The 25,243-nt window shown below is 39.7% G+C and carries 21 protein-coding genes and 1 tRNA gene; 20 read left to right on the top strand and 2 right to left on the bottom strand.

The annotated features are described in order from the left end of the window. Positions 1-286 precede the first annotated feature (286 nt). Positions 287-733: an Hsp20 family protein gene (locus tag GQR52_RS14920; protein ID WP_007585496.1), complete on the top strand. Its 447-nt coding sequence runs from the start codon at positions 287-289 to the stop codon at positions 731-733. 60 nt (positions 734-793) lie between these two features. Here GQR52_RS14920 and GQR52_RS14915 read toward each other — a convergent pair whose 3' ends face one another. Then, the gene (locus GQR52_RS14915; protein WP_165728936.1) at positions 794-2,350 is read right to left on the bottom strand and encodes a cryptochrome/photolyase family protein; all 1,557 of its coding nucleotides are present in this window, start codon (positions 2,348-2,350) and stop codon (positions 794-796) included. Positions 2,351-2,541: 191 nt separating this feature from the next. Beyond that, positions 2,542-3,003, bottom strand: coding sequence for a globin domain-containing protein (locus GQR52_RS14910; protein WP_010554682.1), 462 nt, complete (start codon positions 3,001-3,003; stop codon positions 2,542-2,544). A gap of 430 nt (positions 3,004-3,433) precedes the next feature. Between GQR52_RS14910 and GQR52_RS14905 the strand changes: the two genes are divergently transcribed. From GQR52_RS14905 to GQR52_RS14815, 19 genes are all read left to right on the top strand, one after another. After that, positions 3,434-3,510: transfer RNA gene (locus GQR52_RS14905), tRNA-Met, on the top strand. A gap of 281 nt (positions 3,511-3,791) precedes the next feature. Continuing rightward, complete coding sequence (rimP, locus tag GQR52_RS14900) at positions 3,792-4,247, top strand: ribosome maturation factor RimP (RefSeq protein ID WP_002958482.1); 456 nt, start codon at positions 3,792-3,794, stop codon at positions 4,245-4,247. Between the two features lie 39 nt (positions 4,248-4,286). Then, a complete protein-coding gene (gene nusA, locus GQR52_RS14895) occupies positions 4,287-5,786 on the top strand; it encodes a transcription termination factor NusA (protein WP_007585502.1) in 1,500 nt (499 codons plus the stop codon). A 25-nt stretch (positions 5,787-5,811) separates the two neighbouring features. Beyond that, the gene (gene infB, locus GQR52_RS14890; protein WP_007585504.1) at positions 5,812-8,472 is read left to right on the top strand and encodes a translation initiation factor IF-2; all 2,661 of its coding nucleotides are present in this window, start codon (positions 5,812-5,814) and stop codon (positions 8,470-8,472) included. Between the two features lie 156 nt (positions 8,473-8,628). Continuing rightward, the gene (rbfA, locus tag GQR52_RS14885) at positions 8,629-9,114 is read left to right on the top strand and encodes a 30S ribosome-binding factor RbfA (protein WP_007585506.1); all 486 of its coding nucleotides are present in this window, start codon (positions 8,629-8,631) and stop codon (positions 9,112-9,114) included. After that, positions 9,098-10,057: a tRNA pseudouridine(55) synthase TruB gene (gene truB / locus GQR52_RS14880; protein WP_165728935.1), complete on the top strand. Its 960-nt coding sequence runs from the start codon at positions 9,098-9,100 to the stop codon at positions 10,055-10,057. The genes rbfA and truB overlap by 17 nt, the downstream gene beginning before the upstream one ends. A 153-nt stretch (positions 10,058-10,210) precedes the next feature. Then, positions 10,211-10,480 (top strand): 30S ribosomal protein S15, encoded by a 270-nt coding sequence (gene rpsO, locus GQR52_RS14875; RefSeq protein WP_007585509.1) that lies wholly within the window; start codon positions 10,211-10,213, stop codon positions 10,478-10,480. A gap of 620 nt (positions 10,481-11,100) precedes the next feature. Then, positions 11,101-13,227, top strand: coding sequence for a polyribonucleotide nucleotidyltransferase (gene pnp, locus GQR52_RS14870; RefSeq protein WP_165728934.1), 2,127 nt, complete (start codon positions 11,101-11,103; stop codon positions 13,225-13,227). 141 nt (positions 13,228-13,368) lie between these two features. After that, a complete protein-coding gene (gene nlpI / locus GQR52_RS14865; protein WP_010554683.1) occupies positions 13,369-14,247 on the top strand; it encodes a lipoprotein NlpI in 879 nt (292 codons plus the stop codon). After that, positions 14,234-15,409, top strand: coding sequence for a hypothetical protein (locus tag GQR52_RS14860; protein ID WP_165728933.1), 1,176 nt, complete (start codon positions 14,234-14,236; stop codon positions 15,407-15,409). The genes nlpI and GQR52_RS14860 overlap by 14 nt, the downstream gene beginning before the upstream one ends. 215 nt (positions 15,410-15,624) lie before the next feature. Then, the gene (locus GQR52_RS14855) at positions 15,625-18,417 is read left to right on the top strand and encodes a monovalent cation/H+ antiporter subunit A (protein ID WP_165728932.1); all 2,793 of its coding nucleotides are present in this window, start codon (positions 15,625-15,627) and stop codon (positions 18,415-18,417) included. Continuing rightward, positions 18,417-18,770, top strand: a complete 354-nt coding sequence (locus GQR52_RS14850) for a Na+/H+ antiporter subunit C (RefSeq protein WP_010554685.1) — start codon at positions 18,417-18,419, stop codon at positions 18,768-18,770. Before GQR52_RS14855 ends, GQR52_RS14850 begins: the two co-directional genes overlap by 1 nt. After that, the gene (locus GQR52_RS14845; RefSeq protein WP_010554686.1) at positions 18,767-20,284 is read left to right on the top strand and encodes a monovalent cation/H+ antiporter subunit D; all 1,518 of its coding nucleotides are present in this window, start codon (positions 18,767-18,769) and stop codon (positions 20,282-20,284) included. The genes GQR52_RS14850 and GQR52_RS14845 overlap by 4 nt, the downstream gene beginning before the upstream one ends. Then, positions 20,284-20,820 carry a Na+/H+ antiporter subunit E gene (locus tag GQR52_RS14840; protein WP_007585523.1) on the top strand — a complete coding sequence of 179 codons (537 nt, stop codon included), beginning with the start codon at positions 20,284-20,286 and terminating at the stop codon, positions 20,818-20,820. The genes GQR52_RS14845 and GQR52_RS14840 overlap by 1 nt, the downstream gene beginning before the upstream one ends. Continuing rightward, positions 20,814-21,083: a K+/H+ antiporter subunit F gene (locus GQR52_RS14835; RefSeq protein ID WP_007378493.1), complete on the top strand. Its 270-nt coding sequence runs from the start codon at positions 20,814-20,816 to the stop codon at positions 21,081-21,083. Before GQR52_RS14840 ends, GQR52_RS14835 begins: the two co-directional genes overlap by 7 nt. Positions 21,084-21,092: 9 nt before the next feature. Continuing rightward, positions 21,093-21,425: a Na+/H+ antiporter subunit G gene (locus tag GQR52_RS14830; RefSeq protein ID WP_007585525.1), complete on the top strand. Its 333-nt coding sequence runs from the start codon at positions 21,093-21,095 to the stop codon at positions 21,423-21,425. Between the two features lie 130 nt (positions 21,426-21,555). Then, positions 21,556-22,053 (top strand): DUF2059 domain-containing protein, encoded by a 498-nt coding sequence (locus tag GQR52_RS14825; RefSeq protein ID WP_010554687.1) that lies wholly within the window; start codon positions 21,556-21,558, stop codon positions 22,051-22,053. Between the two features lie 509 nt (positions 22,054-22,562). Then, entirely contained in the window at positions 22,563-23,006 is a 444-nt protein-coding gene (locus tag GQR52_RS14820; protein ID WP_165728931.1) for a MerR family transcriptional regulator, read from the top strand. Next, a complete protein-coding gene (locus GQR52_RS14815; RefSeq protein ID WP_165728930.1) occupies positions 22,996-25,242 on the top strand; it encodes a heavy metal translocating P-type ATPase in 2,247 nt (748 codons plus the stop codon). The genes GQR52_RS14820 and GQR52_RS14815 overlap by 11 nt, the downstream gene beginning before the upstream one ends. The last annotated feature ends 1 nt before the right edge of the window (position 25,243 follow it).

Below are 25,243 nucleotides of genomic sequence, written 5' to 3'. Positions count from 1 at the left end.
ATGGCAAGGATGGCTTAAGTTACAAGCCATCCTGGAAGGCTACGATTTAGCAAAATCTCTTGAGCCAGACTTGTGATCAAGAGACAGCTCTTCAGTGCCTTTTTTATTTATTTTTAATAAATTTACTTGAAAACAATTTTACCGTCCATATATAGTTAAGTAGGACGCCTGATGGGTCCTAAATTAAACTTAAACAATTGAAATTTATATTATTAATTAAACTTTGCTTGAGCTTGTTCAATAGAAAAGCACATGCAAAATATCGCTTAAATATGAGGATATTATTATGCGTACAGTAGACTTATCACCACTTTATCGTTCATTTATCGGCTTCGAACATTTAGCATCACTTATGGATGCGGCAGCTAATACAGACAAGCAGCCGAGTTTTCCTCCTTACAATATAGAAGCACTCGATAAAGACAAATACAGAATCACTATGGCCGTTGCCGGTTTTAGTGATAGTGAATTAACCATTGAGTCAGAAAACAACACATTAAAAGTTGCAGGTATTAAAGCTAATAAAGATGAAAATAATGAACGTAAGTTTATTCATCAAGGTATAGCAGAGCGTAACTTTGAACGTAAATTTCAGCTTGGAGACCATGTAAAAGTACTTGGTGCCGATTTAGCTAACGGCTTATTGAGCATAGAGTTACAGCGTGAAATTCCTGAAGCACTTAAACCACGTAAAATAGAAATTGGTAATAGCAATCTAATAGAAGGTAAATAGTCTTCTAAAGTACATATTCCCCTGATTATTTAGCCGCCTCATTTGAGGCGGTTTTTTTACTTAAAGCGCTTCTAAATTATTAAGGTAGTAGGTTGCTTGTTGCAGCGCTTGTTCTTGAAGTGTTTCATCTTGTTTATCCCAGTTTTTATATACCATACCAATACGTGGGTTCTTCTCTAGCCTGTCTCTGTGTCTATTCATGAAATGCCAATACAAGCTATTTAGCGGGCAGGCTTTATCTCCTACTTTTTGTTTAACATCGTACTGACAGCTTTTGCAGTAATCGCTCATTTTATTAATGTAGTTACCGCTTGCAGCATAAGGCTTTGTTGCAATTATTCCATCATCGGCAAACTGACTCATGCCTCGGGTGTTGGGCATTTCTACCCATTCTATGGCATCTATATAAACGCCTAAGTACCAGTTGTCTACGTCATCAGGGTTTATTCCTGTGAGCATGCAAAAGTTCCCAATAACCATTAGGCGCTGAATATGATGAGCATAAGCGGTTTCAAGGCTTTGCTTGAGTGAGTGGCTTAGACAATTCATTTTTGTAGAGCTGTTCCAAAAATAAGATGGCAGTTTATTTTTGGCTTGTAATTGATTTTTAACTGCGTAGTCGGGCATGTTAATCCAATAAATGGCACGTACATACTCTCTCCAGCCTAATATTTGCCTGGTAAAGCCCTCAACTTGCGAGAGGGATATTTCATTGGGTCTTTGTTCGTATTCGCTTATTACACGTTTGATTACATATAACGGGTGGAGTATTTTTGCGTTTAGGGCAAACGATAAACGGCTATGGTACAGGCTGGTATTGTTTTTACTTTGATCTGTCATCGCATCTTGAAAGTGACCAAAGCGACTAAGTAAGTGCTCACAAAAGTATTCAAGAGATTCAATCGCTTGTTTACGCGTTGTTGGCCACTCCAGTGAATGTTCATTTATTTCACCCAAATAAGTGACGTTGTGTTTATTTAAACGAGAAATAATGCTGCTAACATCAGTATTGAATAACTTAGGCTCTGGGATGTCGGCTAAGTCTTTTTTAGAAAATTTATTACGATTATTACTATCAAAATTCCATTTGCCACCAGTTGGCTTTGCATCATCAATTAATATATTAAATTGCTTACGCATAGCACGATAAAAGTGCTCCATTGTTACATGCTTGTTTTTTGTAAAGCGTGTTTTTATATCGGTGAACGGTAATAAAAAGTGTTCAGTATCTGTAGCAATTACATTTAATGAGCTATCACTTTTAAACTTAGCTAATTGAGATTTTAGCCTAAACTCGTCAGGGTATTGATATTCAATAGAGTCGCATTGGTATTTATCGGCAACTCGCTTGAGTAATTCAATCAAGTCCTTGTCGTCATCGGTATCATCAAGTGTTAAATGCAAAACATTAAAACCTGCCGTGTTTAATGCAGTTGCAAAGTTTTCCATAGCATTAAAAAAAGCACACAGTTTTTGAATGTGATGTTTAACGTAGTCAGTTTCTTGTTTTAGTTCTGCGATGAGGTAAAGCGTGTCGTCGTCTTTTTGCTTGTACCATGAATGAGATGGGTTTAGCTGATCGCCTAGTATTAGTCTGAGTGTTTTGTGATGGGTCATAGTAAAGCCAAATTTTTTTATACGGACGTATTTAATTAAAGGATCGTTTTACTATTTAACTACGAGTGAATAGAGCAAAAAGGCTTAACCGATTATCAAGGCAATAAAGGCGTGTTGGATCATGGTGTGCAAATGAGTTTAATTAATGGGGAGGTTAAGTAAGTTAAATTGCCACCCCTAAAATTTTATATTTAAATTTTATTACTTTGCTTTTGCTGCATTTTTTGTTGTAACGAAACCACATTAGATACATTAAATAGAATATTGCTGGCAAAGTTTTCAAAATATTTAAGGGCTTTTTTCCAAGCGAGCTGGCTCTCAGGAGTAAAGTGTTTACCAAGGTGCTCTTTAAGGGTTTCGTAAAACGCATCAGATAATAGTGCAATGTCATTTTGTGAAACACTGCTTTTTTTTAGGTACATTAAATGATGTGCTAAAAAAGGAGCTACCGATGCTGGCTTATCTAAATGTTTAACAATTCGTTCTAACACACAAAAAAGGGTAAAACTCTTTTCGTTAAATTGTAAGGCTGTTGGGTAATTCATTTCAATGCTAGATTCAGCCAATTTACTGTGAAATCGAGCCGTGAATGCATGAAAATTTGGCTTAATAATTGTTAAGTTATTTAACAATGCTGATTGTTGTTGATTCATTTTTATCTCGCTGCAGTGAGTAATAACTATTATTATTAAGTGGCATAAAATTGATTATAGCGGGCAGATAAAATTCTGCACGTTTTTTTAGTGTTAAAGTATGGGTTTTAGTTATATCAATTTATTTTCTGGTAAATTGTAAGCATCTAGAAGGTACTAAGGTAGCTCAAATTTAGTTTGTTTGATTTTCACTCAAAAATAATAAGCTGTAATATTTAATAATTTAGAGACAGCATTTTATAAAATTGATTGATTACTTATGTTACTTATATATACATTAAATTAGCATCTTGACGAATTGGAAATTTTATAAACTAATTGCGTATTATAGTTGCTAATCATCCCGTACATCCTTATAATAGCGGCCATTGTTTAGCATGTTGTAAAACAGCTAACAGCGATATTAAATTTAAAGTTTGATATCTATTGGCGCGGGATGGAGCAGTCTGGTAGCTCGTCGGGCTCATAACCCGAAGGTCGTCGGTTCAAATCCGGCTCCCGCAACCAATTCTACTAGTAGGTATTACCTTACTAATTTATATCGCGCATTCTAAGTAATGCGCGTTTTGCGTTTTAGACTATGTAGTTTAATTAGGTCAGTTTACTGACTCGCAACCAAGCTTGGCCCTAGGCCACACAGTTTTATGCTTTATTGGTGTGACGCCCCGCTTGGTTCGGGGCGTTGTTGTATCTGCACCTTGCGATTTGTGGCAATTGTCATCAAATTAAAACTTAAACTCAGTATTTTAGGGCTATAAGCCCTTTTTTTGTTTGTATGGAGGATTTTCGTGACAAAACTTGAACAAGATTTAGTAACCATGTTAACGCCTGCGGTAGAAATGTTAGGCTTTGAATTGCATGGTCTTGAATTTGTGCAAGCGGGTCGCCATTCTACCTTAAGAGTATATATTGCTCATGAGGATGGGATCTCAGTTGATAACTGTGCGGATGCAAGTCGCCAAATTAGTGCGATTTTAGACGTCGAAGACCCAATTACAAATGAATATGATTTGGAAGTATCGTCTCCTGGTGTTGATCGTCTATTATTCAAACAAGATCACTACGAGCAGGCGCAAGGAGAGGAAGTACGCGTGCGTACTAAACTTCCACAGGATGGTCGTCGTAATTTTAAAGGCGACTTAGTAGCAGTTAGCAGCGATATGATCACACTATCTAGCGATGGTGCAGAGCATCTGATCATGCTTAGTAACATCGAACGTGCGAATTTAATCGCGAAGTTTTAAATTCGAGTGCGAAGGAATAGGGCAAGCGAGGCATTACCCATGGCAAAAGAGATATTATTGGTTGCTGAAGCCGTTTCCAATGAGAAAGCGGTTCCAAAAGAAAAGATTTTTGAAGCTCTAGAGTTCGCTTTAGCGACAGCTACAAAGAAAAAACACGATGGCGAAATTGAAGTACGCGTAGCAATTGACCGTAAAACCGGTGATTACGATACGTTCCGTCGTTGGCAGATTGCCGCTGTATTAGAAGATGGTTCTTTAGAGAACCCATACAGCGAAATCACTCTAGAAGCAGCACAGGTTGAAGAACCTGATTTGCAAATGGGTGATTATGTTGAAGAGCAAATCGACTCAATCAAATTTGACCGTATTACAACACAAATGGCTAAGCAAGTTATCGTACAAAAAGTACGTGAAGCTGAGCGCGCTTTAGTTGTTGAAGCATACAAAGATCAAGAAGGCGAGCTGGTAACGGGTGTTGTTAAAAAAGCAACTCGCGATGCAATCGTACTTGATTTAGGTAACAACGCAGAAGCGGTAATTTATCGTGATGACATGTTACCACGTGAAAACTTCCGCCCGGGTGACCGTATCCGTGGTCTTTTATATGAAGTTAAGCCTGAAGCACGCGGTGCACAATTATTTGTAACGCGCTCTAAACCTGAAATGCTAATGGAATTATTCCGCATTGAGGTGCCAGAAATTGGCGAAGAGATGATTGAATTACGTGCAGCAGCACGTGATCCAGGTTCACGCGCTAAAATTGCTGTTAAATCTAACGACAAACGCATTGACCCAATTGGTGCATGTGTTGGTATGCGTGGCGCACGAGTTCAGGCTGTATCGTCAGAACTTGGCGGTGAGCGTGTTGATATCGTACTTTACGATGACAACCCGGCACAATTTGTTATCAATGCAATGGCGCCAGCAGAAGTTGCTTCAATCGTAATGGATGAAGACACTCACTCAATGGATATCGCTGTAGAAGCAGATAACCTAGCGCAAGCAATTGGTCGTAATGGTCAAAACGTTCGTTTAGCAAGTCAGTTAACTGGCTGGGAACTAAACGTAATGACTGTTGAAGACATGCGTACTAAAAATGAAGCTGAATCTGATAAGTTACTTAACTTATTCACTGAAAATTTAGAAATTGATGATGAGTTTGCATCATTACTTATCAACGAAGGTTTCTCGACACTTGAAGAAGTGGCGTATGTACCAGCGTCTGAATTTTTAGAAATTGATGGTCTTGATGAAGAGACTGTAGATTTATTGCGCTCACGCGCAAAAGATGCATTGACAACTAAAGCACTTAAAACGGAAGAAAGCTTAGATGGCGCAGAGCCAGCTGAAGACTTACTTGCGCTTGAAGGCTTAGAGCGTCACTTAGCATTTGTTATGGCAAGCAAGGGTGTTGTTACACTTGAAGACTTGGCAGAACAAGGTATTGACGAATTAGTTGATATCACAGAACTTTCATCTGAAAAAGCGGGTGAACTGATTATGGCTGCACGAAACATTTGTTGGTTTGCAGACGAGTAATTTATTAACGGAGGTATTACACACTATGGCAGAAGTAAATGTTGAAAAACTAGCCGGCGATATAGGTACGACTGTTGATAAATTGCTACAGCAGTTTTCACAAGCAGGTATCACTAAGCAAGCAACTGATAACGTAACAGAAGCTGAAAAAGCAACGTTACTTGATCATTTAAGCAAGCATCATGGCGGTACAGGTTCAGATGGCCCAGCGCGTATGACTTTACAACGTAAGAGCAAAAGCACTTTAAGTGTTACGGGCTCTACTGGTAAAGCAAAAGATGTTCAAGTTGAAGTTCGCAAAACACGTACTTACGTGAAGAAAAGCGCAATGGAACAAGAACAAGAGCAAGCTCGCTTAGCTGCTGAAGAAAAAGTGCGTCTTGAAGAACAGCAAAAAGCTGACCAAGAAGCCGCAGAATTAAAAGCGAAACAAGAGGCAGAACGCAAAGCGAAAGAAGAAGCCGACCGTAAAGCCAAAGAAGAAGCTAAACGCAAAGCTGATGCAGAGCGTAAAGCGAAACAAAAGCAGATGACCCCAGAGCAAAGTGCTAAGTCTGAGAAAGATCGCATAGAAGCTGAGCGTCTGCAAAAAGAAGCAGAAGAGGCCGCATTGAAGAAAGCTGAAGAAGAAGCGAAACGTCAAGCAGAAGAAGCAAGAAAGCTAGCTGAAGAAAACTCGGCACGCTGGAAGAAAGAAGAAGAAGAACGTAAGAAACGCGAAGAAACAGCGGATCACCATCTTACGACTTCTACTTATGCACGTGAAGCAGAAGATGTTGCCGATGCTCGTGATGAGCAAGGTACACGCCGTGCTAAGAAAAAGAAAAAAGCGCCAGCAAAAGATAAATTTGCAGCATCAAGAGGCCGTAACAAGTCTAAGTTAAAAGCACCTGCATCATTACAACATGGTTTCCAAAAACCAACTGTTGATGTTAAAAATGAAGTGCGTATTAGCGAAACAATTACAGTAGCTGAGCTTGCATCACGCATGGCCGTTAAAGGCGCTGAAGTTGTTAAAACAATGATGAAAATGGGTGACATGGTTACTATTAACCAAGTGATTGACCAAGAAGCTGCACAATTAGTTGCAGAAGAAATGGGTCACAAGGTTATCATTGTTAAAGAAAACGAATTAGAGCAAACAGTACTTAATGACCGCCACGAAGATGGTAAGTCAGAGCCACGTGCTCCAGTAGTAACTGTAATGGGTCACGTTGACCATGGTAAAACATCAACTCTTGATTACATTCGTTCTGCGAAGGTTGCTTCTGGCGAAGCCGGTGGTATTACACAGCATATTGGTGCATACCATGTTGATGTAAACGGTCACATGATCACCTTCTTAGATACACCAGGACATGCTGCATTTACTTCAATGCGTGCTCGTGGTGCTAAAGCGACTGATATCGTAATCCTAGTAGTTGCAGCAGATGATGGCGTTATGCCACAAACTAAAGAAGCGGTACAGCATGCTCGTGCAGCTGGCGTTCCTTTAATCATCGCAGTAAACAAAATGGATAAAGAAGGCGCAGATCCAGATCGTGTTAAAAACGAACTTGCTGTACTAGACGTTATTCCAGAAGAATGGGGCGGCGATACGCAGTACGTTCATATCTCAGCTAAAACTGGCTTAGGTATTGACGACCTTCTTGAAGCAGTATTGAACCAATCTGAACTTTTAGAGCTTTCTGCACCTACTGAAGGTATGGCGGCTGGTGTTGTTATTGAATCTCGTCTTGATAAAGGCCGTGGTCCAGTAGCATCAGTACTTGTTCAATCTGGTACGCTTAACCAAGGTGACATTGTATTATGTGGTCTTGAGTATGGCCGTGTTCGTGCAATGCGCGATGAAAACGGTAAAGACATTAAGTCAGCTGGCCCATCTATCCCAGTTGAGATTTTAGGTCTTTCTGGTATTCCTGCTGCAGGTGACGAAGCGACTGTAGTTAAAGATGAGCGTAAAGCGCGTGAAGTTGCTTTATACCGTCAAGGTAAGTTCCGCGATGTTAAACTAGCACGTCAGCAAAAAGCTAAGCTTGAAAACATGTTTACTAACATGACTGAAGGCGATGTTTCTGAAGTTAACGTGGTACTTAAAGCAGACGTTCAAGGTTCTATCGAAGCAATCTCTGATTCACTAACTAAACTTTCTACTGATGAAGTGAAAGTGAAGATTGTTGGTTCAGGTGTTGGTGGTATTACCGAAACTGATGCAACACTAGCTGCAGCGTCTAACGCAATTGTAGTTGGCTTTAACGTTCGTGCTGATGCTTCAGCTCGTAAAGTTATCGAGACTGAAAACTTAGACCTACGTTACTACAGCGTAATCTACAGCTTGATTGACGAAGTTAAACAAGCAATGTCAGGTATGCTAGCGCCAGAGTTTAAACAAGAAATTATTGGTCTTGCTCAAGTTCGTGACGTATTCAAGTCTCCAAAAATTGGCGCAATCGCTGGTTGTATGGTTACTGAAGGTGTTATTAAACGTAGCGCTCCAATCCGTGTACTACGTGAAAACGTTGTTATCTATGAAGGTGAACTTGAGTCACTTCGTCGCTTTAAAGACGATGTTGCTGATGTTCGTAACGGCATGGAATGTGGTATCGGCGTTAAGAACTACAATGACGTACGTGTTGGTGACCAAATCGAAGTATTTGAAACAGTTGAAGTACAACGTACTCTATAATTGTTACTAGGGAGTATTGAACGCTCAGGTTAACGCCGGACGTTCTACACACCCTACGCTAAGATTTTAAATGGGGGCTTAGCCCCCATTTGCATATCCATTATTTAGTTAACTTATTATTTAATTTCAATAAGTTATTATTTTAGGACAAGTATAATGAGAGAATTTTCTCGCACTGATCGTGTTGCACAGCAAATCCAAAAAGAGATTGCTGTAATTTTACAACGCGAAATTAAAGATCCACGCTTAGGTATGGTGACAGTGTCAGCGGTAGAAGTATCGCGCGATTTATCTTATGCCAAAATTTTCATTACTGTGTTTAACACACAAGATGAAGACGCAGCAAAGCAAAGCGCAAAAGTACTTAATGAAGCAACGGGCTATATTCGCTCGTTACTTGGTAAGCGTATCCGTGCACGTATAATGCCTGAGTTAAAGTTTGTAGTTGATAACTCATTAATGGAAGGTATGCGTATTTCTAACTTAGTGGATTCTATTATCCGCGAAGATAACGCAAAGCATGTAGATGAAGACGTAGAAAGTGTTGATGCTGCTGATGTTTCAGATAGCGAAGAAGGTACTGATCACGTAGACGATACAGATAGCGAAGAAGGCACTGATACAGATGGCAAAGCGCAGTAAAGGCCGTGCAGTTGACGGTATTTTGTTGTTAAACAAACCTGAAGGCATTTCATCAAATAAAGCATTACAGCAAGCCAAAAGTGTTTATTTTGCGCAAAAAGCTGGGCACACAGGTGCTTTAGATCCACTTGCCACAGGTATGCTGCCAATTTGTTTTGGTGAAGCGACTAAGTTTACGCAGTTTTTACTCGATACAGATAAAACCTATATCGTTCGTGCACAACTGGGTGAGCGTACAACAACATCAGATTCTGATGGCGAAATTGTTAGCACTAAAGATGTGAACGTTACGCGTGAACAGCTAACAAAAGAAATAGCTGCTTTTGTTGGTGAGTCTGAACAATATCCGTCAATGTACTCAGCTCTTAAGTACCAAGGTAGACCGTTATATAAGTACGCGCGCGAAGGTATTGAAGTTCCTCGTAAATGCAGAAAAATAAACGTGTTTAGCTTATCGTTTGACGAATTTGATGAACAAAGCAACGTATTACAAATGACGGCCCATGTATCTAAAGGGACCTACATTCGTACAATCGTTGATGATTTAGGCGAAAACCTAGGCTGTGGCGCACACGTTATTATGCTCCACAGAACCGCTGTTGGTCAGTATCCGGCAGATAAAATGGTCTCGCTAGATGAGATTGAAGCGTTGCTTGCTAAAGCGAAAGAAGAAGAGCTTGCGCCTTCAACTTATTTAGACTCGCTATTGCTACCAATTGATACTGCTTTAACTGATTTACCCATTGTTGAAATTACAAAAGAACAAGGGGGAATTTTTAGTCACGGGCAAGCTGTAGAATTATCAATCGCTTTACCTGATGGTGCAATTAAAGTTGTTGCGGATAATATATTTATTGGTACTGGTGAGCGCAACTCAAACGGTCATTTAAAGGTTAAACGTGGTCTTGCTAGTCAGCAAGACGATTACGTGAAGCCTGAATAAGCAACTAATGTGCCTAACGGTGGCTTATTAGTTGTAGTTGGGGATAATTAGCTTGTAGTTATTCCTAGAGTTGGTAGAATACGCCCGCTTAATCGTTTTGGCTGAATTAGTGATCGGCTAAGACACCTTTTAAATTTAATTTTTGGAGTTACTATGTCACTAAGCAATCAAGAAAAAATCGATATCATTGCTAAATTTGCACGTGCAGAAGGCGATACAGGTTCATCAGAAGTACAAGTAGCATTACTTACTTTTGACATCAACAAGCTTCAAGGTCACTTTGCTGATCACAAGCATGACTTCCACTCACGTCGTGGTCTGCTTCGTAAAGTAAGCACTCGCCGTAAACTACTTGATTACCTTAAAGGTAAAGACATCACAAGTTATACTGCGTTAATCAAAGAACTTGGCCTACGTCGCTAAGAACTAGATTATAGAAAAAGGAGCTTTTTAGCTCCTTTTTTTGTGCCTAAAATTTGTGTTTCCAAATTAAGAAAATTCTTAAACCTATTGAATTATAATATAAAACCCCCATTTCATAGACTACCAATAGCTGTTGTATTTACCCGCTAATTAGCCCAGCTTAAATCTAGTAGCGAGTGTGTGTTGACCTTTCGTGATTAATTTTGCAGCTGTATGTTTGGTCTTTAGGCAAGGCAGCGCCTATGTAGTGTGGTTATTCCCCATAAATAGTCGATAACGCAGCATAAATGCCAAACATGCGCTGCCCTGCGGGTTCATCCTAGGGGCGATTAACTCTTTGTTGCTCGATTTTTACTTAGCCCACTAGGTTACAAATCTCGCGCCGTGATTAAATCGCCCCTAGATTGAACAAATTTCAATCCACAAAGATCAACACACCCTAGACTCGCATTTTGAAGCAGCTTTGGTATATACTATGCGCGTAGGTAAAAAGGTTTATCTACGCTTATTCACATCATTGCCAATTGTAGTACTTAATTGATTTCCAACTGAATACAATTATGTACTGTAATTGGTACTTTGATGACAACTTATTAGAATACATTTAAGGAATATTTTAAGTGCAAGCAATTATTAAAGAATTCAAACTAGGTCAACATACAGTGACTCTAGAAACTGGTGCAATCGCTCGTCAAGCAGACGGCGCTGTACTTGCAAGCATTGGCGACACTTCAGTTTTAGTAACTGTTGTTGGTAAGCGTGAAGCACAACCTGGCCAAGACTTTTTCCCACTAACAGTTAACTACCAAGAGCGTATGTACGCTGCTGGTCGTATCCCAGGTGGTTTCTTAAAGCGTGAAGGTCGTCCTAACGATGGCGAAACACTTATTGCACGTCTTATTGACCGTCCAATTCGTCCACTTTTCCCAAGCGGTTTTGTAAACGAAGTACAAGTTATTGCTACTGTTGTTTCTGTTAACCCTGAAATCCAACCTGATATGGTTGCGATGATTGGTACTTCAGCAGCACTTGCTATCTCTGGTATCCCGTTCAGTGGTCCAATTGGTGCATCTCGCGTTGGTTACATCAACGGCGAATATATACTTAACCCTACATTAAAAGAGCTTGAAGAAAGCCAACTTGATTTAGTGGTAGCCGGTACTGATAAAGCGGTACTTATGGTTGAATCAGAAGCTAACGTACTTGCAGAAGACGTAATGCTTGGCGCTGTTGTATATGGTCATGAGCAATCTCAAGCGATCATCACTGCAATCGAAGAATTTAAAGCAGAAGCAGGCAAGCCTACTTGGGATTGGACTGCACCAGCTAAAAACGTTGCACTAGAAGATAAAGTTGCAGCAATTGCTGCTGATAAAGTAGGCGCAGCTTACTTAATCACTGATAAAGTAGCGCGTAAAGAAGCACTTGGCGTAGCTAAAGATGAAGTTGTTGCAGTGTTAACAGCTGAACTTGCTGAAGGCGAGTCTTTAGATAAGCAAGAAATTGGTAAAATCTTCGGTTCACTTGAGAAGAAAATCGTTCGTGGCCGTATCGCTTCTGGCGAAAAACGTATCGATGGTCGTGAACCAGATATGATTCGTGCACTAGATGTAATGACTGGCGTATTACCGCGTACTCACGGTTCTGCTATCTTTACTCGTGGCGAAACTCAAGCGTTAGTAACAGCTACACTTGGTACAGAACGTGATTCACAGTTAATCGACGATTTAACGGGTACTCATAAAAACCACTTTATGCTTAACTACAACTTCCCTCCATTCTGTGTAGGTGAAACTGGTTTTGTTGGTTCTCCTAAGCGTCGTGAAATCGGCCATGGTAACCTTGCTAAGCGTGGTATTGCTGCTGTAATGCCAACATTGACTGAATTCCCATATTCAATCCGTGTAGTATCTGAAATCACTGAATCAAACGGTTCATCTTCAATGGCTTCTGTATGTGGTACTTCACTTGCACTTATGAATGCCGGTGTACCAATTAAAGCGTCTGTTGCCGGTATTGCGATGGGTCTAGTTAAAGAAGACGATAAATTCGTTGTTCTTTCTGACATCTTAGGTGATGAAGATCACTTAGGTGACATGGACTTTAAAGTTGCTGGTACAGCTGCAGGTATCACTGCACTTCAAATGGATATCAAAATCGAAGGTATCACTCAAGAAATCATGCAAATTGCGCTTAAACAAGCAAAAGCTGCACGTTTACATATCTTAGAAGTGATGGACGAAGCAATTTCTGCTCCTTCTGAAGAGCTATCAATGTTTGCTCCTCGCATATACACAATGAAAATCCCACAGAAGAAAATCGCTGAAGTTATCGGTAAAGGTGGCGCAACTATTCGTCAGCTTACTGAAGAAACTGGTACAACGATTGAAATCGGTGACGACGGTACGATTAAAATTGCCGCTACAGATGGCGAAAGTGCAGCTAATGCAATTAGCCGTATTGAGCAATTAACAGCTGAACTTGAAGTAGGTACTATCTACGAAGGTAAAGTTGTACGTATTGTTGATTTCGGTGCGTTTGTAAACATTCTTCCTGGTAAAGATGGTCTAGTACATATTTCTCAAATTAGTACTGAGCGCGTTAATAACGTGGCTGATCACCTTTCTGAAGGTCAAGAAGTTAAAGTTAAAGTACTAGAAGTAGATCGCCAAGGCCGTGTACGTCTAAGTATTAAAGAAGCAATGGAATCAGCAGCACCTGCAGCTGACGCGCCAACTGACGCGTAATTGTTAACTTATTAATCTAGTTATATTAGCTAGATGATAAAAAAGGGGCTGTTTAGCCCCTTTTTTTATGCTTTAATGAAACCTTATTGGACAAGGTCTGTCTTATATTAATCGCGATATATCTTGGTATTAAGGATTTTAATGATACTCAAACATTTAGCTTTGGCATCTTTTGCTATTTTGTCTTTAAGCGCTTGCCAAACTACAACAGAATCAGAACCAACCCCGATTGTTAATGTGCCATTTACTGCACCTTTAGCCTCTGACTTTAGAAGTGAAATTGCTATTGCACGCTACTCAGAGTTATTGAATAGGGCTGACTTAAGCGAAGAGCAACAAGCTAAGCTTTATTACGACCGTGGTGTACTTTTCGATAGTCTAGGTATGACCACTCTTTCGCGTATTGATTTTAACCGCGCAGTAAAACTTAAGCCTGATTTAGCTGAAGTGTATAATTTTTTAGGTATTCAACATACGCTTATGCAGCAGTACGAAAAAGCCTATGAGTTTTTCGATTCAGCTCTAGAACTTGATGAAGAGCATGAATACGCCTATTTAAATCGAGGAATTGCACTGTATTACGGCGATAGAGCTGGCCTTGCTAAAAATGACTTTAATGAGTTTTTAGCCCGTTCTCCTAACGATCCGTACCGTGTTTTATGGGTTTATTTAGCCCAGGCACAAGAGGATAAAGTAATCGCACTTGATGCCCTTAAACAAAATGCGACTGCGCTTGATGATTCACAATGGGCGTATCAGTTAATTTCTCTTTATACGGGCGATATGAGTGAACATGCATTTTTATCAGGCATTAGTGATGGTGTTAGAACTGAGCAAGAATATGCGCAACGTTTATGTGAAGCTTATTTTTACTTAGCCAAAATGCATCAAGCAGCGGGTGAGCTGTACTTAGCATCAGACTATTTTAGGCTTGCGCTAGCAACCAATGTACATGAGTTTATTGAGTACAAATATGCGCGTTTAGAACTTGAGTTGATGGAAGGTGTTGACGCAAGTTAAGCGTTTTAAATTAATAGGTGTATTACTATGTTGTTTGTTAATTACAGGCTCGAGTAATTACCTTGGCGCTATTGGCTTTTGGCATGTTTTAAATACAAAAGCCAATGTTCTACAAAGTTATTGGAATTCACCAGCTTATTTTTCTGATCACCTAGAGCAGTTACCAAAGACCTCTTTAGCTATACTTGCTCGCAGTAAAATTTCCTCAGCACAATATATGTATTCTCTTAAGCTTATTAAAAGCAGTCAGAGTGATACTGCAAAACAATTTTGGCTCTCCGCTATAAATGACTTAACAATCCCAGAGCGTAAAATATTAGCAACAAAGTTACTTGAGCAATCACGTTGGAGCGATTTAGAGTTACTCGCTAGTAAAAACAAATTACCAGCAGGGGATGTACTAAATCATCTAAAACTTCAGTTAAAAATACCACAGAGTAAAATATCTACCGCGTTTATCCACGATCTCGGTTTTTCATCTTTAAGAAATATAAGCAAACCTAATAAGCAATGTATGTTTAACGTGCTGACTATGAGCGATCATCGCAGTGGCTTATATAAACTTACAGAGTTTATTAATGCTTATAATAAACAACCAGAGCCCCGTGAAAATATTTTTTGCTTTTCAAAACCCGTTTACGTTGCGGGTATGCTTGAGTGTAAAAGTAGTACTAGTCAAATAGCAAAGTGTGACTGGCAATCATCTAAACTTAATAGCCAGCTTCCTAACAATTTTGATTTTATAGTGATGATGCCTAAAGATGGAACGGCTAATGTCACGAAGGGAACAATGCTAATAAACTCAAAAGCAAAATACAGTATATTTTTGCATGAGCTGATGCATTTTAACGGTTTTGAAGATGAATACGCTTTGCCTAAAACTAAGCAAGCATGGTTGTGTGCAAAAACGGGTTTTGTTGCACCTAATTTATTTATTTCTCATGGTGAGTCACCGCCAACAGGTTGGCATAAAGCAAAGAGTTGCCAGGTAGGAGGTATTGCTTATAAACCTAGTGAAAATTGGTCTATTATGCAATATCAGCAGTTAGGGCTCTCAGCGCAGTATAGACAACTTTGGTTGAAACATTTAGATATGACCAATGGTAACTTTCATCGTCACCCTGGCGCGCTTACATTTGCAAATAAGGCCATATTAAATTAACAATTATCAGTATTAATTAATTGTTTTTTTAGGCTTAATAAATTGTTAGTTCTTGTTTAAAAAACACCCATACAGAACCGCTTTTTATAGACAAAATCAGTGTTTTTCAGTATAACTATAGTCATTAATGTCGTTTAAAAACAGGCAGTAAAAGCATCACTTAGTATTAAAAAGAGATGCCCTAATAAACTTATGATAATAAAAGGCCCTACATTATGACTTTGCTCTGGATACCCTTGTTATCCTTAATTGGCAGTGTTATTTCTGCATGCACAGGTAAGTTATCCCGCAATTTAAGCACTAGTTTAACGGCTCTTGCGCCTTTGACGGCTTTGGGGATTACTCTATACCATGCACCTGCCGTTTTAGCGGGCGAAACCATTCGTTATTCTTTAGCTTGGATCCCGTCAATAGGACTCGATTTGTCTCTGCGGTTAGACGGCCTCAGTTTATTGTTTATGTTTATGATTTTAGGCATAGGCTTGCTCGTTATCCTCTACACCCGTTACTACCTAAGCGCTAATGACTCAATGGCTAAGCTATATAGTTACTTAATGCTATTTATGACTGCAATGCTTGGTATTGTTATGTCTAACAACGTCATTCAACTGTGGTTGTTTTGGGAATTAACGAGCATCAGCTCATTTTTATTAATTAGTTTTTGGTGGCATAAATCAGAAGCGCGAAAAGGCGCACGTATGGCGCTTGCTGTAACAGGCGCGGGCGGCTTAGCGTTACTTGCTGGATTGATGCTATTAGGTGATATTGTTGGTAGTTACGACCTAGATGTTATTCTAGCGAGTAAAGCAATAATTCAATCTCATGATTTATACGAAGTAGCATTGGTATTGGTGCTACTGGGTGCGTTTACTAAATCGGCACAATTTCCATTTCACTTTTGGCTTCCTCATGCAATGGCAGCGCCTACGCCAGTAAGCGCGTATTTACATTCTGCGACGATGGTAAAAGCCGGTATATTTTTGTTAGCACGTTTTCATCCTGCTTTAGCCGGCACCGATACTTGGTTCTTGCTCGTTGGGTTAACGGGTTTAGCTACGCTGTTGTTTGGCGCTTATATAGCACTATTCAAACACGACTTAAAAGGCTTGCTAGCCTATTCAACAATAAGCCATTTGGGTTTAATAACGCTATTACTCGGACTTGATACTGAACTTGCGACTGTTGCTGCTATTTTTCACATAATTAACCATGCAACGTTTAAAGCGTCGTTATTTATGGCCGTTGGTATTATTGATCACGAAACGGGCACGCGCGATATGCGTAAATTAAATGGTATGTGGCGATACTTACCATACACTGCAACGCTTGCGATGGTCGCGGCGGCTGCAATGGCAGGAGTTCCTTTACTAAATGGCTTCTTGTCTAAAGAAATGTTTTTTGCAGAAACGCTGCATCAGCAAGTGCTTGGTTCTATGTCGTGGTTAATTCCAGTACTGGCAACTGTTGCAGGTGCATTAGCTGTTGCGTACTCAGCACGCTTTATTCATGACGTGTTTTTTAATGGTGAACCAATTGATTTACCTCGTACGCCGCATGAGCCACCGCGCTATATGCGTGTACCAATAGAAATACTTGTTGTGATTTGTTTGTTAGTGGGTATGTTCCCGCACTTTACAATTGATGGCATTTTATCTGCGGCGTCTTTAGCTGTACTTGGAAAAGAAATGCCTGTTTACGAATTAGCTATCTGGCATGGGTTTAACTTGCCTCTACTAATGAGTGCGATGGCGATTGCTGGCGGCTTATTTATTTATATTAATCGTAAATATCTATTTCAATTTCAAGCATCACTACCACCTCTAAACGCTAAAAAAACGTTTGAACGTGTAATCTTAAATATTGTTGCTTGGTGTCAGTCAAAAGTAAACAGTACAGAAAATGGATCGCTGCAGCGCTACCTTGTAATTATGTTAGCGGTAGTATTACTGTGTGCAGGTTGGCCGTTATTTGAAATGCAACAACTTGCCGGAAGCATGCCACTTACCCCTGTTGATGTGCACAATGCAATTGGTGCAGGCTTATTGATTATTGGTGCTCTTGCCACCGTTATTTGGCATCGCTCTCGAATGGTATCGCTATTAATGCTCTCAATTGTAGGATTAATGGTGTCGGTTGTATTTACACGCTTTTCTGCTCCAGATTTAGCGCTTACGCAGCTAACCGTTGAGGTTGTTACTATTATTTTACTTATGTTGGCATTGTTTTTCTTGCCGCAGCATACGCCAAAAGAATCAAGTTCATTACGCGTACTTCGAGACTTAGCAATAGCCTCTACGTTAGGTGTAGTGATAGCGAGTATTTGTTACGCATTACTTACACGTCCATTAGATTCAATCTCAGACTTCTTTATTGCTAACGCTAAAATAGGTGGCGGTGGTACCAACGTGGTTAACGTTATTTTGGTCGACTTTAGGGGCTTTGATACGCTTGGAGAAATTACCGTATTAGGTATTGCCGCATTAGGTATATTTAAAGTACTTTCTCGAATTCCATTATTTATGCCAGCAAGCGACAGCGAAGGGCGCCCATGGGCTAAAGAACGTCATCCAATATTACTGGCGAGTATTTCACAAAGTTTATTACCGCTTGCGTTATTAGTTTCTGCATATATTTTCTTACGTGGACATAACTTACCTGGTGGTGGCTTTATTGCAGGACTGGTAACGTCAATCGCGTTTATTTTGCAATACATGGCGCATGGTACAGCATGGATAAACGAACGCTTTGATGTTAATTATCGCAAAATTATAGCCTCAGGCATCGGTATTTCTTTGTTTACAGGTGTGGGTAGTTGGTTCTTCGATAAGCCATTTTTAACAACTTGGTTTGACTACTTTGATATTCCGTTTGTCGGTAAAACAGAGCTTGCCAGCGCGATTGCATTTGACCTAGGTGTTTACTTAACTGTTGTAGGCGCTACGTTAATGATTTTAGCAAGCTTAGGTAATATGACAGCAGATACCCAGAAAAAAGAGGTAAATATTTAATGGAATTATTGTACGCATCTTGCGTTGGAGTATTGGTCAGTTGCGGTGTGTTTTTACTGCTGAGAGCTCGTACATTCCCTGTAGTACTTGGGCTTACTATGATTTCATACGCTGTTAATTTATTTTTGTTTTCAGCAGGTCGCCTTACTATTAATAAAGCGGTAGTACTTGGTACTGGCACAGAATACGCCGATCCTCTACCTCAAGCATTAGTACTAACTGCAATAGTGATTGGTTTTGCGATGACCGCATTTGTGGTTATTTTGGCAATACGTGGGCGCGCCGATTTAGGTAGTGACCATGTTGATGGTTATGTGCCTAACACCTCTGCAGATAATAAGGAGCAAAAATGATCCAACATTTAGCTTCGCTACCTATTTTATTACCTATGTTGACGGCAGTTATTTTATTGCTGCCGCCATGTGGTAAAAGCGTCAAAATTCGCCGCTTAGTTTCAATTGTAATGGCAATAGCTACTTTTGCCATTAGTGTGCTTTTACTTGTACATATTAATAATACAGGTATTAATGTTTACGCTATTGGTAGTTGGTCTGCACCATTTGGGATAGTCTTAGTCGCTGACATGTTATCTACCTTATTGGTTACGTTAACTTCACTTTTAGGTTTGGGCGCTATTTTATATGGTAGTGCTGGCGATGATGAAAAGGGCAGCTTTTATCATCCACTTGTTCATTTTTTAATATTGGGTGTAAATGGCGCGTTTTTAACTGGCGATTTATTTAACCTATTTGTATTTTTTGAAGTGTTACTGATTGCATCATATGCACTGTTAATGCACGCAGGTGATAAACAAAACACTCGTGCGGCACTGCAATATGTAATATTAAATTTAGTTGGCTCAAGCGTATTTTTAATCGGTTTGGGTATTTTGTACGGTGTACTTGGTACGCTTAATATTGCAGATATGGCGCAAAAAGTATCACAGCTTTCGGGCGATGATGTATACCTAGCAAAAGCAGGTGGTTTATTACTATTAATTGTATTTGCTTTAAAGGCCGCACTATTACCTCTGCATTTATGGCTTCCAAATACGTATTCAAGCGCTAAACCTGTGGTTGCTGCATTGTTTGCGATTATGACCAAAGTAGGCGTTTACGCCATGCTTCGTGTTTACACGGTGATATTTGGCGAACAAGCAGGAGCGCTTGAACATATGGCGCAGCCTTGGCTTTGGGGCTTAGCAATTGCCACCATTATAGTGGGTGCCATTGGCGTTATGGCAGCGCAAGACTTACGTAAACTCACCTCTAACTTAGTATTAGTATCGGTAGGTACGTTGGTTGCGCTAATTGCATTGCAAAATGTAAATGCCACTGCTGCACTTTTATATTATTTAGTGCATTCAACACTTGTTAGTGCCGCACTGTTTTTACTAGCAGACTTAGTTTCAATCCAGCGCGGTAAAGTTGGTGATAGGCTAGTAGCGGGTCGCTCTGTTAAACAACCATTTTTATTAGGTGTGTGCTTTATTGTTGCGGCTTTAACTGTAGTTGGTATGCCGCCACTATCAGGCTTTGTAGGTAAAATTTGGATACTTAAAGCCACATTAAATAGTGAGCAAGCTTTACTATTTTGGCCTGTATATTTAGTAACAAGCTTCGCGTTGTTGGTAGCGCTTTCGCGTGCTGGCACGACCTTGTTTTGGGAGCATAAAAGTAAAAATAGCGAAAACGCAGATTGTGCAAATGCACACCCGTTGCAGGTAATTGTAATTATAGGTTTACTTGCGTGTTCGCCATTGCTCGTTATTTTTGGCGGACCAATAAGTGAATACATGCTAGGTGCTGCTACTCAGTTACATGATATAAGCGGCGGTATTAATGCTGTACTTAAAGGAGGCATGTGATGAGATTACAAGCCCGTTTTCGTTGGTTACCAACGCCATTTCGTAGCTTATTTTTGTTTATGGTTTGGCTATTGTTAAATAATAGCGTGTCGGTAGGGCACTTAGTATTAGCGACTATTTTTGCAATACTTATCCCGATATTAAGTTTTTCGCTTCGCGAGCCTCAGCCACTAATTTTAAAGCCGGGCTTGGCTCTTAAGCAGTTGCTTATTGTGCTGTACGATATTGTCGTAGCAAATTTACAAGTGGCTTTACTTATACTTGGGCCATCTAAAAATTTGCGTCCGGCATTTATAAAAGTACCGATAGATTTAACTCATGATATGCCAATTACCATATTGGCCAGTAGTGTATCGCTTACACCCGGTACAGTGAGTGCAGAGGTTTACCCAATTGCTGAATCGTTACCTGAGGGTGAAGAGCCAACACAACGCTACTTATTAATACATGTGCTTGACCTTAAAGATGAAGAAGCACTTATCAAACAAATAAAACAACGCTACGAAGCTCCACTAAAGGAGATATTTCAATGTTAGACACCGTATTACTCATTGTTTTTTCGATGATTGGCTTATCATTATTGCTTAATTTATGGCGATTGATCATTGGTCCATCAGTGCCTGATCGTGTTTTAGCGCTCGATACAATGTACATTAACGTCATTGCACTGATTATTTTATATAGCATTAGTATGGATACAGGGCTTTATTTTGAAGCTGCACTGCTTATTGCCATGCTAGGTTTCATAAGTACAGTTGCAGTGTGTAAGTATTTACTACGTGGCGATATAATTGAATAAGGTGAAAACATGATCAGCGAATGGGTTGTATCAATATTATTGTTATTTGGTGGTACGTTTATTTTAATTGGCTCAATAGGCTTAGTTAAACTACCTGACTTTTTTATGCGTTTGCATGGGCCAACTAAAGCAACAACGTTGGGCATGGCAAGTATGCTAATTGCAGCTATGGTTTATTTTGCAAATTCAGGGCATGGCCTAAGTGTTAAAGAAATACTCATTACTATATTTTTACTAATTACGGCACCGATTAGTGGTTACATGCTAATAAAGTCAGCTATTCATCATAAGCTAAAAGCCAAAGAAGGCACTAAAGGCCTAGATAATGTAGAAGACGATTAACATAAAAATATATTTATAAAAGGCCGAATAAATTCATTTTACTCGGCCTTTTTAGTGATTGCTTGTACCCTTTACAAGACTAATTAATAATGTAACTATAAAACGATTATTTATATGAAAGGATATTATTATGGGTAAGGTACTACTTTTATCATTACTGATTTTTTCTAGTAGTTTATATGCTGAACAAAATACTAAGCAGCAAAAAATAGATGAACTTATTAGTGTAATGAATTTAGATTCAATGGTTGACTCTATGTACGGCCAGGTTGAAGGTATGATGAAAGGCATGTCAGACCAAATGGGCGTTAAGCCTTCTGAACAGGCAATTTTTGATAAATACTACAGCGACATGACGACGGTATTAAAAACCGAAATGAGCTGGGCCAAAATGCAGCCGATGATGATTAGCGTGTACGACAAACATTTTAGTGAGCAAGAAATTGCCGATATGCTAGCGTTTTATAAAACAGATACAGGGCAAAAAATACTTGAAAAAATGCCTGTTGTAATGCAAGAGTCTATGCAAATGTCACAAAGCTTAATGAAAGATGCTATGCCTAAAATACAAACTTTAGCGCAGCAACTAAGCGACGAATTAGAGCAAAGCCGTAGCGAATCAAACTAGGGCAGCGCATGTTTGGTATTTATGCTGCGTTATCGCCTATTTATGGGGAATAACCACACTACATAGGCTCTGCCTTGCCTAAAGACCAAACAGTCTGCTGTAAATTAAACCACCAATGATCAACACGCCCTTAGATTAATACGCGCCTTACTTAGGCGCTTCTCTCCTAAATTACATCCCCTACAGATAATACACGCCCGATATCAGCTTAAGTTAATTATGTTTGTGTCACTATACTAATGAGCAACAATACTTAATCAATTTGAGGGATTAAATTCGGCGTTAACTGCGTTAAACATTTTGATATACGACTGCATGGATGCAGAGGCAATTAGTGATAACAACTAAATAACGAAACCTTTGCCTGGTTATCAACACGATTTTCTTGTCTTAAATAGGTTACTTAATTAAGCGAATTGGTATTATTTTATTAGTTTTAAAATAGTCATTGACCTATGTGTTGCACCTAGGTTTATTATGAAGCTACTGAAACACGACGGAGCTAAATTATGTATGTTAAACAACTCGCCAAGTTAATGGGCGTGACTGCCGATACTGTTCGTCATTACACACGTGTTGGGTTACTTAACCCAATACGCAGTGAAGAAAATGGCTATCAAGAGTATACAAAGCAAGACCAGCAACGTTTAAAGTTTATTATTAGCTCTCGTCAACTTGGTTTTTCACTCAAAGATATTCAACACATTATAGGCGAGTCAGAGCTGGGGAATTGTCCTTGTCCGTTAACGCGTAAACTCATTACTAAACGCCTAGAAGAAACCGAAGCACTATTTCAAGAAACATTAAAATTACGAAACAGAATGCATGCAGCTCTGGCGCAATGGGATACATCAGCCGATGGTGCAAATGCCAGTGACGTGTGTAGTTTAATAGAATCATTTGTTGATCCAATAAACGATTCTGCAAATAAGGAGCAGCGTAATGACGACTAATACAAAAGACACCGCGCAAAACTTTATTATTGAAGGTGCTAATTGCGGCAGTTGTGTGGCTAAAATTGAAAAAGCCCTTAATAGCGTGCAAGGTGCGCAAAATGTAGAAATGAACTTTGCTGAGCGTACAGTACGTGTAGAAGGTAAAGCCTGCGAAAGCACGCTTATTAAAGCAGTCGAAAACATTGGTTATTCAGCTAAGCCAATGAGTAACGAGTCTGATCAAGATGCACTTGATGAAAAAGCAAAGTCGGACGAGGCACATTACAAAAAGCTAATGCGTAATATGATATTAGCGTTAGGGGTCGGTGCACCGTTAATGATATACGGGCTTATTTTTGACATGAGTGTGACCACCGACACACAACGAATAGCATGGTTTTTAGTGGGTATAGTCACGCTTGTGGTTATGGCTATATCAGGTAAACAATTTTACAACGGTGCATGGCAGGCATTTAAAAACCATGCTGCCAATATGGATACATTAATAGCGCTTGGTACAGGTACTGCGTGGTTGTATTCAATGTTTGTGGTAATAGCACCAAACTTATTACCGGAAGTTGCAAGACACGTATATTTTGAAGCATCATCGATGATCATCGGTTTAATTAGTTTAGGGCTCGCTTTTGAAGTAAAAGCACGTGGGCGCACCTCACAAGCAATTAAACGCTTAATTGGCCTGCAACCAAAAACTGCACGCGTGATTCGCGATGGGCAAGAGCAAGACATCGACATTAGTGATGTTGTAAAAAATGATGAAGTACGCGTACGCCCGGGTGAAAAAATCCCTGTGGATGGCGATGTTATTGAAGGCAGCAGTACGGTTGATGAGTCAATGCTTACTGGTGAGCCAATGGCTGTAAGCAAAAAAACGGGCGACAAAGTCGTTGCCGGAAGTATTAATAAAAGTGGCACTTTATTATTTAAAGCCACGCACATTGGTAGCGAAACCACACTGGCTAATATTATCAATATGGTAAAACGTGCACAAAACTCTAAGCCATCAATAGGGCGCTTAGCTGATGTTATATCAGGAATATTTGTACCAACAGTCATGATTATAGCAGTACTTGCTGGCCTTGCATGGTTAAACTTTGGACCTGAGCCATCAATTGCTTATGCCGTTGTTGCTGTAACCACGGTACTTATTATTGCTTGTCCTTGTGCGCTGGGACTCGCAACCCCTATGTCGGTTATGGTGGGTATTGGTAAAGCCGCTGAGTCGGGAATATTAATTCGAAATGGCGAGTCGCTGCAAACTACATCTAAAATCACCACCATGATTTTAGATAAAACAGGCACTATTACTCAAGGCACACCGCAAGTTACCGATGTGGTTACATTTAACAACAGCGACGAAAATACAGTAATGCAATGTGTTGCAAGCCTTGAAAGTAGCTCAGAGCATCCACTGGCTGAAGCAATTACGGCATACGCTAAAAAGCATGGCTTAACACTGAGTAAAGTTACCGACTTTGATGCCATTACAGGTAAAGGCGTAACTGGCAGTGTTGACGGGCAAACATTGTTATTTGGCAACAAAGCGCTAATGGATAAATACAATGTGAGTGTTGATGATGCAACCGAGCAAGCTCAAACACTTGCCAGTGATGCTAAAACGCCCATGTATTTTGCAAGTAATAATAAGCTCCACGCTATTATTGCTGTAGCAGATCCTATTAAAGAGGATTCAGTAGAAGCGATTAAACGCCTGCAAAATAAAGGTATCCACCTAGTTATGCTAACTGGTGACAACAAAGCCACTGCACAAGCTGTTGCTAAGCAAGTTGGTATTGATGACTTTATTGCAGAAGTAATGCCCGATGACAAAGTTAACGAAGTAACAAAACGCCAAGAAAATGGTGAAATAGTCGGTATGACAGGTGACGGTATTAACGATGCTCCCGCACTTGCGCAAGCCGATGTAGGCTTTGCAATTGGTACAGGTACTGATGTAGCAATAGAAAGTGCAGACATTACCTTAATGCGTGGCTCGTTACATGGCCTTGCTGATGCAATTGCCGTGAGTAATGCAACTATTTTAAATATTAAACAAAACCTATTTGGTGCCTTTATTTATAACGTGGCGGGTATTCCGATTGCAGCCGGCGTGTTGTATCCATTTTTTGGCATATTACTTAACCCCGTTGTAGCAGGAGCTGCTATGGCACTTTCATCGCTTACTGTGGTAAGTAACGCTAATCGCTTACGTTTTTTCAAACCAAATAAATCGTAAT

Source organism: Pseudoalteromonas sp. 31A1 (assembly GCF_011378815.1).
Taxonomy (GTDB): Bacteria; Pseudomonadota; Gammaproteobacteria; order Enterobacterales; family Alteromonadaceae; genus Pseudoalteromonas; species Pseudoalteromonas arctica.
This window is presented reverse-complemented; position numbering and strand designations above follow the sequence as displayed.